Raw genomic sequence first — 6451 nt, forward strand, 5'->3', positions numbered from 1 at the left:
CAGCCTCAATCTGTTCGAGAAAGTGCCGTTGGGCCGCCTGCTGGGCGAGGTCGCCAGCTACGAAGAAAGCATGAACGGACCCGCCCAGCTCCAGCTGCTCTGAAATCTCCGGACACGCATGGGCTCGACCCGCAATCCATCACCCGGCCGCCGAACACGCGCGTCGGCTGCTCGAAGGGCGGGAGATGGCTCCCGGCGTTCGCCGGGATGACACGGTTGGGTGTCATTGCGGGCTTGACCCGCAATCCATCACCCGAGCGCCGAACACGCGCGTGGCGCTGTTCCGAGAGCAGGAGATGGTTCCCGGCGTTCGCCGGGATGACAACGGTGTGTGGCCGGGACCCCAAGGCCGGCGGGTAGACTGCCCGCATTGCATTCCTTTCTGCCTCGAGAACGCATGACCCGCTTCCCCTCCGCGCTTGCAGCCGCCCTGCTGGGCCTGGCCCTTGCCCTGCCCGCCACGGCCCAGTTGAAGGCACCCGGCCAGTCCGCGCCGCCGGGCCTGGGGGCGCCGTCCGGGCGCGCACCCGCACCGTCGGCGCCCGCGCCTGGCGCTTCCGCTCCCAAGGCCGCCGCCTCGGCCGCCGGCAAGTCCGCCACCGAAGCGAAGGAGAACGCGGCCCGCCTCGCTGCCGCCGCCTGGCTGACCCTGCTGGACCGGCGCGACTGGGGCACCGCCTGGGAAACCTCGGCTCCGGCCTTCCGCAAGTCCGTCCCGCTGGACAAGTGGATGGACGCCGTGCCCAAGGTGCGCGCCGACCTGGGGCCGCTGCAGGAGCGCACGCCGGCCAACTCGGCCTACAAGGAGCGCATCGAGGGCATGCCGGCCGGCGAGTACGTGACGGTGGTGTTCGTCAGCAAGTTCGCCCAGCGCGAGCTCGAGGAAGTGGTCACCGCCGTGCGCGGGCCCGATGGGCAGTGGCGCGTGACGGGCTACTCGCCGCGCTGAACGCCGCGGGTCGACGGCTCCTCAATCGACGATCCAGCTCCAGGGCAGCACAAAGGTCCGGTCGGCCGTGCCGTCGCGGTTGTCGTCGACCGCCGACACCAGCCGGTCCGGCTCCGTGCGGATCGACGCGCGGATCGGCGACGTGGTGGCCAGCGTGCGGCGGATGCTGTCGCCCGACAGGCTGAACGCGTCGGCCACCAGCGAAGCTGTCGTGCCCACCGGCCGGAAGCCTACGCCATCCAGGGAGGTGGCCTCGCCGGCCGCTTGCGCCTGCACCTGCAGCGTCCCGGCCGCGGCGGTTTCCTGGCGCCATGCGCTGCCGGTGGCACGCATCGCCGGCGTGCCATAGCCGAACCGGGCCGCGGCCGTGTCCATCGCCGCGCCGAGGACGCAGGCGCTGCCGGCCGGGCAGTTGCCGTCGGCCGCGTAGCCGCTGGACTGGATGGCGAACAGCCAGCTGCCGTCGTAGACCAGCGGATCGCCCGCCACCAGCTGGCAACGACGGGCCTCCAGCACGAACTGGGTGGGCGAGGTCTTGCGCGTGGCGATGCTGCCGGCAGCGGCGCAGGCCCGTTCGGCTGCGGTGCCGGACGGACCGGCCAGCTGCGCATGGGCGCCGGCCGCGGCCATCAGGCGCTCGATGCCTGCCAGGCTGTCGAACAGGGCGAGCGCCACCACGCTGGCGCGCAACTCGTCCTCGGCATGCGGCAGGTGCAGGCCGTCGGCGCCGAAGTCATCGAAGAAGCGATCGTGGTGGTGATCGTCATCGAAGAAGCCGAACCCGATGCTGATGCCGCCGCCGCAGCCGGCGAGTGCCGCAGCCATGAGCCAGGGCAACAGGCGAGCAAGTCGAGCGCAGGGCCGCATGCGGCCATTGTTGGGCCGGCCTGGGGGCCCGCGTGTCGGCGCCGTCGGACCGGCGCGTAGGACGGCCTGCTGCGTGCGGGCGGCGGGTGATGGATCCCGGCTTGGCGGCCGGCGCCCCTAGTTGCTCTTCGCGGGCCCGCTGCCGTAGGTCGAGCCCGACTTGCTGCCGCCCGCACCCATCCGGGTGGTGTCGCTGCCGCCGCTCCTGCCCATCTGCTCGCCACCCGATTGCGGCAGTTGCTTGGCCTGGGCCAGGTGGTCCTGCAACACCGGCAGCGTCTTGGTGACGAAGGCCTTCAGCTCCGGATCCTTCACGTCCTTGCCGGCTTCCTGGAACTTCTTGATGTCCTTCTCGTGCGCCTCGATGCCGACCTCCTGCACGAATTCCCTGTCGAACTCGGCGCCCTGCTTCTTGCCCAGGCTTTCCACGTCCCTTCGCTTGGATCGGGGCGCCGTGGCCGGCAACTCCACCGCCTTGGCCTTGGCCAGCTGGGCCAGCTCGTCGTTGGACTTGGTGTGCTGCTCCACCAGCATCTCGGCGAACTTCTTGACCTCCGGGTCGCTGGCCTTGGCGCTGGCGAGCTTGGCCGCCTGCACCTCGTACAGGCCGCCCTCCGCGGCCTCCTGCATGAACTTGCGGTCGCCGCGCGCGACCTTGTCGTCCTTCTTGCTCTCGGCATTGCGGGTGCCGGTGCCGGGCTGGGCCGCGGGCGCGGTGCGCGCCGACGAGCCGCCGCCCGGCGAAGTGGATGGGGGGGTCGACTGCGCGAGCGCGCTGCCCAGCGCGAACGCCGCGGCGATCGCGACGGCCGAAAGCTTCGGTGAAGAGGTCATTGCCTGTACTCCTGGAGGTGCCCTTGGGAAGAAACGTGCAGCGCGGTGCATCGCGCTGCCTGCCGGTGATCGCCCGCCTACTTCCTGCCGCCCGTCGACCCGGAGCCCACGGACGGACTGCCGCTGCTCGACGAGGACGATCCCGAGCTGCCGCCGATGCGCGACTCGCCGCCGCTGGCCGCCTGCGAGGAGCCGCTCAGGGTGCTTCCGGCCGAGCCCATGCCGCTGGAGCCGCGCAGGTCGGCCGTGGAACCGCCGCCCGAGCTGCCCACGCCGCTGGCGCCGCTGCCCTGGTGCGAACCGGTCGCGCCGCCGGACGGGCCGAAGTTGCCGCCCGTGCTGCTGCGCTCCGTGGTGTTCTGGCCCTGCCCACCGCTGCGGCTGGCGCGCCAGCTGTTGAACTCGTCGGAGAACTTGCGGTAGCGGTCCTGGCGCCAGGTCTGGTAGTCGTTGTCCAGGTTGCGGATCTGCTCCTCGCGCCACTGGTGGTAGTCGGGGTCGTGGTGCTGCTGGCCGCTGCCCTGGCCATAGCCCTGCTGGCCATAGCCCTGCTGGCCACGGCCCTGCTCGCCATAGGCCTGCCGCCCGTACCCTTGCTCCCCGTAGCCCTGCTGCTGGCCGCCATAGCTGCCGGCACTGCTCCAGTGGCCCGGCTGGTCCTGGCCGTAATGAGGCTGGCCATAGCCCTGTTCGCGCTGGCCATGGCCCTGCGGCCCCTGGCCGCCGTAGCCGCCCTGCGCCTGTCCGTACAGGCCACCCTGCTGCCCGTAGCCCTGCTGACCGTAGCCCTGCTGACCGCCGTAGCTGCCGGCGCCGCCCCAGTGCCCTTGCTGGCCGCCCCAGCTGCCGCCCTGGCTGCCATAGCCCCCCTGGCCGTAGCTGCTGGCGCTCCCACCCTGGCCATAGGGCGTGCCCATGCCGCCATACGGTTGCCCGCCCTGGCCCTGCTGCTGGCCGTATTCCGGACGGTGCAGGCCGCCGCCCTGCTCGCTCCAGCGCTCGCTGCCATGGCGTCCGGGCTGGTCCCATTGGCTGCCCTGGTGGCCGCTCCACTGCGATTCCTGGCCCTGCTGGCCCTGCCATCCGCCGTGCTGCGAACCGCCCCAGTTGCCGCCGTAGCTGCCCTGCTGCGAGGCGCCTTGCGATCCCCAGCGGCCCTGGCTGCCGAATTCGCCGCCGCTGTACCCGAACTCGCCGCCACGGCCGCCACCTTGCTGCTGCTGGTAGCCGGAGCCGCCGCGGCTTTCGGCATGGTGCTCGCCGCCATAGCCGCCGTACCCGCCGGACTGGCGCGAGCCGAGGTCGCCATAGCCGCGCTGGGGCTCCCAGCTGCTGCCCTGCTGCGACTGCGAGGAGCCCTGCGAGCCGCGCCCCTGTTCCTTCGACCAGTTGCCCTGCTCGTCCTGCGTCCAGCGGCCCCGCTGCCGCTCACGATCTTCGTCATGCGATGCCATCGAGGTTCTCCTTTGCGTCCTGCGCCGCCATGGCGCCGCACGAGGGCGGCGCCGCACGCAGGGCACCTTAGGACGCAGCCGGAGGGGGGCCTGTCGGACAAGCGCGGAGCACGTGTAGGACTGCCCGGCCGTGGGCGAGGGGGCCGCGGATTCCCGCTCGAGCCTGCCTTCGCGAAGACGGATGGAATGAGGAAGCGCTAGTGCGTGTGCGCCGCCACGCTCACCAGCGTGACCAGCCCGATGCCCAGCGCGAGCCAGAGCACCTGGGCGATCGTCTCCTTCGCGCCCAGCCGCTTCTGCAGCTGCGGGATCAGATCCGCCAGCGCGACGTAGATGAAGCTGCTGCTGGCCACCACCAGCAGGAAGGGCAGCAGCGGGTCCAGCCGGCCCACCACCCACCAGCCCACCAGCCCGCCCAGCGGCGTCACCGCGCCGGCCAGGGACACCTTGACGATGGCGGCCCGGCGGCTGCCGCTGGTTTCCCTCAGCACGGCGAGGTCGCCGATGTGGTGCGGCACCTCGTGCGCGAGCACCGCCAGCGCCGCCACCAGCCCCAGCCGCAGGTCGGCCATGAAGGCCGACGCGATCAGCACCCCATCGCCGAAACAGTGGACGCTGTCGCCGGCCAGCACGGCCCAGCCGCCGGACCGCGGGACGTCCTGGGCGTGGCCGTGGCCGTGGTCGTGGGCATGCGAATGCGCGTGGTGATGCAGGTGCGGATGCGCGGGAGCCTCCTCCGTCATGCCATGCTCGTGTCCGTGGTGCCACAGCTCGGCCTTGTCGAGCAGGAAGAAGAACACCAGGCTCACCAGCAGCGTGCCGAACAGCGCCTGCGCCTCGGTGCCGCTCTCGAACGCTTCCGGCAGCAGGTGCATGAAGGCCGTGGCCAGCAGGGCGCCGGCCGCCAGGCTGAGCAGGTTCTGCGCGCCGGCGTGCGGACCCTCCCGCGCCGCGCGGGGCAGCAGCCCCAGGCTCATGAGGGCCGCCGCCAGCCACACGCTGCCGATGCCGGTCGCCAGCGTGGCCGCAAAAATCACGATCAGGGTCATCTGCCAGGCGCCGGACCGCTTGCACGCGGTCCGGCGACGTTCCTCCATCCCAAACACGGGAAAGCCGCCCCGAGGCGGCTTTCCTTCCTCCTGCAGGCAGCCGCGGGGGCCGCCTCCTCTTTTCGTCCTGCGCCGGATCAGGCCACGCCGTGCGCCTTGAACCAGTCCAGCGCGCGCTTCCAGCCGTCTTGCGCCGCCGGCGCCCGGTAGCTGGCCCGGTAGTCCGCATGGAAGGCATGCGGCGCGTCGGGGTAGACCACGAACTGCGAAGCCTTCGCCGCGGGCGAGCCGTTCGCGAGGGCGGCTTTCATCTTATCAATCGTGTCAAGCGGGATCCCCGCGTCGGCCGCGCCGTACAGGCCCAGCACCGGTGCCTTCAGGCCCGCGGCCAGGTCCACCGGGTGCCTGGGCGTCGCCTCGGTGCCGTTGCCCACCAGCCGGCCGTACCAGGCCACGCCCGCCTTGACCGGCGCGTGCGCGGCATACAGCCAGGTGATGCGCCCGCCCCAGCAGAAGCCGGTGATGCCCGCCTTGTTCGCGTCGCCGCCATGGGCCGCCGCCCACTTGAGCGCCCCGTCCAGGTCGGCCATCACCTGCTCGTCGGGCACCTTGGAGACGACTTCCGCCATCAGCCTGGCGATCTCGCCGTAGCTGCCCGGGTCGCCCTGGCGCGCGAAGAGCTCGGGCGCGATCGCCAGGTAGCCGGCCCTGGCGAAGCGGCGTGCCGTATCGGCGATGTACTCGTGCACGCCGAAGATTTCCTGGATGACCAGCACGACCGGCAGGCCGGTCCTGCCGGCCGGCGCGGCGCGGTAGGCCGGCACCTTGAAGCCGCCCACCTCGTAGCTGATCTCGCCGACGGTCAGGCCATCGGAGGGGGTCTTGATCGCCGTCTGTGCCATGGCCGCACCGGCGGCCGCGGCGTAGCCCGCGCCCAGCGCCTTGAGCGCCGTCCGCCGGCTGGGGCCCGCCCGGCCGGCCAGTGGACGCGGCAGCAGGGAGTCGAAGTCGTTCTTCAGGTCGTCTCGCAGCATCGGCAGGTCTCCTGGTTCGTTGCGGTGGATGCGAGGGGAATATAGGGGGGATGGCTCGAGCGTGCGTTGCCCGAGCGCGGTACAAGGGAAATGCAGAGGCGCTCGCTGGGATGACACGGTTGGGTGTCATTGCGGGCTCGACCCATGCGTGTCCGGAGATTTCAGAGCAGCTGGAGCTGGGCGGGTCCGTTCATGCTTTCTTCGTAGCTGGCGACCTCGCCCAGCAGGCGGCCCAACGGCACTTTCTCGAACAGATTGAGGCTG

The 6451-nt window shown here is 71.6% G+C and carries 6 protein-coding genes; 1 reads left to right on the plus strand and 5 read right to left on the minus strand.

Annotated elements, in window-relative coordinates:
• Window positions 1-397: 397 nt before the first annotated feature.
• Complete coding sequence (locus V6M57_RS13445; protein ID WP_332815507.1) at window positions 398-949, plus strand: DUF4019 domain-containing protein; 552 nt, start codon at window positions 398-400, stop codon at window positions 947-949.
• Window positions 950-970: 21 nt separating this feature from the next.
• Here V6M57_RS13445 and V6M57_RS13450 read toward each other — a convergent pair whose 3' ends face one another.
• The 5 genes from V6M57_RS13450 to V6M57_RS13470 all read right to left on the minus strand — a co-directional run bounded on the left by V6M57_RS13450 (window position 971) and on the right by V6M57_RS13470 (window position 6187).
• Window positions 971-1786, minus strand: coding sequence for a hypothetical protein (locus V6M57_RS13450; protein WP_332815508.1), 816 nt, complete (start codon window positions 1784-1786; stop codon window positions 971-973).
• A 147-nt stretch (window positions 1787-1933) separates the two neighbouring features.
• The gene (locus V6M57_RS13455; RefSeq protein WP_332815509.1) at window positions 1934-2650 is read right to left on the minus strand and encodes a DUF4142 domain-containing protein; all 717 of its coding nucleotides are present in this window, start codon (window positions 2648-2650) and stop codon (window positions 1934-1936) included.
• A 77-nt stretch (window positions 2651-2727) separates the two neighbouring features.
• Entirely contained in the window at window positions 2728-4104 is a 1377-nt protein-coding gene (locus tag V6M57_RS13460) for a hypothetical protein (protein WP_332815510.1), read from the minus strand.
• Window positions 4105-4301: 197 nt separating this feature from the next.
• Entirely contained in the window at window positions 4302-5153 is an 852-nt protein-coding gene (locus tag V6M57_RS13465) for a ZIP family metal transporter (protein WP_332815511.1), read from the minus strand.
• A gap of 137 nt (window positions 5154-5290) precedes the next feature.
• The gene (locus tag V6M57_RS13470) at window positions 5291-6187 is read right to left on the minus strand and encodes a dienelactone hydrolase family protein (RefSeq protein ID WP_332815512.1); all 897 of its coding nucleotides are present in this window, start codon (window positions 6185-6187) and stop codon (window positions 5291-5293) included.
• Window positions 6188-6451 lie beyond the last annotated feature (264 nt).

The organism is Ramlibacter sp., assembly GCF_036676645.1.
Lineage (GTDB): Bacteria > Pseudomonadota > Gammaproteobacteria > Burkholderiales > Burkholderiaceae_C > Ramlibacter.